The sequence below is a fragment of the Enterococcus hermanniensis genome, assembly GCF_001885945.1.
Taxonomy (GTDB): Bacteria; Bacillota; Bacilli; order Lactobacillales; family Enterococcaceae; genus Enterococcus_A; species Enterococcus_A hermanniensis.
The window spans coordinates 1-1484 of sequence record NZ_JXKQ01000037.1; the positions used below are offsets into that span (position 1 = coordinate 1).

Below are 1484 nucleotides of genomic sequence, written 5' to 3' on the forward strand. Positions count from 1 at the left end.
GTTGAAAATCCTAATTTTGCTCAGTATGGTATAACGACCGGCGTTCCTACAAAACTTGTAACTGGAAATAAAGAGACGACAGCTAGCTACGCTAAACTGGCTACAGTTGATGGCGAGCTGCGTGACGGAACTAACCCGGGAGTGAATGTAGTAAGATATGAGCGACTGTCGTATGACATCTTACACTATGCAAAAAAATTATTAGGCGAACAATTTTTTGTTGACAGTGGCGCTAACGATACTGCTTCTCAAGTGGAAGTTCTTAAAACACTTGATATTACAGGTATTAATAGAGTTTGGGGTTTTGGATCTAGCGCTGGTGGTAACAAGTTGATAACAAAAATATACGGTAGCACTGGTTGGACAAATGAAGTAAGTTCAACAGCTAGTGTTGTCACTGAGCTAACTCAAAATGTCACTAACGATGAAATGAAAACTCTAATTCAAAGCGACGGTTTTATTCATGTGTTCATTTATACTGAGCCGTCCGACGTAACGACGGGTTCAAGGGTGGTATTAGATTGTGTAATGTTTGATTTGAAAATCAAAGTATCAGCAAACGATTACATCAAGTCAATGATCGCTTCAAATCACGTAACTAATTTAGCGACTCAAGCTGAAGCTGAAACTGCAACAGATAATAAATACTAAAGCAATGACTCCATTGCGCACATCACAACAGATTGATAAGAAAGCAGTCACGCTGGCAAGTAACCAAACCGTCGGCGGCATCAAAAATTTTAAAGATGGGTTAATGGTGGCTGACACATCTGTAGTAGTTGATCGATACATTGAAAAAACTGTAGTCACTACTAACACAACTGATTTCAGCGCTGACAGCACAGTGTATTTTCAGAGGTGGGGACGAATAGTAATCGCGAATATTTCGATTACTAATAAAGCTGCTAACTTCGCCGGTTGGAAAGTGTTAATGCAATTTCCAGACGGCTATAAACCTAACCGCAGAACGGGATGGGGCGGAACGTTGACAAATAATACTAACAGAGCACCAAGTTTATCACTTTATGCAAACGACTTTGGGATTAACGTTATGAGTCCCACATCTGATTTCCCAGCAAGTCAGAATTGTGTAGGAACAATCGTGTATTTCACATCAGACGTATGGCCGTCTTAAAAATAGGAGGAAGATAGATGAAAACAATTTATGAGATTCTGTATCCGTTCGGATGCAGAACAACAGAAGTAGCTGAGGATTTTGAAACGAAATTTCCATACACGGAAGTAGCGCCAGATCCAAGCAGAGACTTAATGTTGCAGTTCTTTGATGTTAAATCAAACGTATGGAAGCCTGTCGAATTTATGGCAAACACAGAAAAACTAGCATTGCTAGAAAGCTTTTATACTACAGTAAAAGAAGACAATGCAGCATTAACTGATAAACAAGCGCAGATGACTCAATTAAACGCAAAACTAATGTTGAACGATCTTAGCTTAACTGCTGAAAACACAGCATTAAAAACAAA

Annotated in this window: 2 protein-coding genes and 1 pseudogene; all 3 read left to right on the forward strand. The window is 39.2% G+C overall.

Annotated elements, in window-relative coordinates:
- A pseudogene (locus RV04_RS13345) lies at window positions 1-651 on the forward strand (hypothetical protein); the annotation flags it as partial.
- 106 nt (window positions 652-757) lie between these two features.
- Window positions 758-1135 carry a hypothetical protein gene (locus RV04_RS12875; RefSeq protein ID WP_143139515.1) on the forward strand — a complete coding sequence of 126 codons (378 nt, stop codon included), beginning with the start codon at window positions 758-760 and terminating at the stop codon, window positions 1133-1135.
- 17 nt (window positions 1136-1152) lie between these two features.
- Window positions 1153-1484, forward strand: a 332-nt coding sequence (locus tag RV04_RS12880) for a hypothetical protein (protein WP_071858853.1), incomplete at its 3' end; no start/stop codon positions are given.